Raw genomic sequence first — 440 nt, forward strand, 5'->3', positions numbered from 1 at the left:
GAACGTGGTCGTATATTTGCGGAAGCCGCAAATCAGGATCCTGACTTCTACGCATTCTACCGTTCGATGAATGCCTATCGTCAGGCATTGCAGGCTGAAGGCACAACCATGGTTCTGTCGCCGGATTCACAGTTCTTCCGCTTCTTTAAGGATGCAGCCGGTAAACTGGCAACGCAGCCTGCGAGCGCCGGACAGACCGCTCAGTAAGGGTCGGATACGATTGTGAATGATCTGATAACAGCCATAGGATTGCTTCTCGTTTTAGAGGGGCTTCTCTATGGCGGCTTTCCGCACTTCGCCAGACGTATGGCCAGAGATGTGTCAGAAGCACCGGAAAATTATCTGCGCACAGCAGGTATGGTTGCGCTGGTTCTGGGTGTCGGTGTGGTATGGCTGGTCAGAGGCTGATCTGCCGAAATTGAACAAAAAAGGCGTATGGT

At 52.3% G+C, this 440-nt stretch carries 1 protein-coding gene and 1 pseudogene; both read left to right on the forward strand.

Annotated features, from left to right (window positions below):
• Positions 1-207 (forward strand): annotated as a pseudogene (locus HBA93_RS18685) (protease modulator HflC); the annotation flags it as partial.
• Between the two features lie 15 nt (positions 208-222).
• A complete protein-coding gene (locus HBA93_RS18690) occupies positions 223-408 on the forward strand; it encodes a DUF2065 family protein (protein ID WP_122011326.1) in 186 nt (61 codons plus the stop codon).
• The last annotated feature ends 32 nt before the right edge of the window (positions 409-440 follow it).

The sequence above is a fragment of the Ochrobactrum sp. SFR4 genome (genome assembly GCF_019730395.1).
In the GTDB taxonomy this organism is placed as follows: Bacteria; Pseudomonadota; Alphaproteobacteria; order Rhizobiales; family Rhizobiaceae; genus Pseudochrobactrum.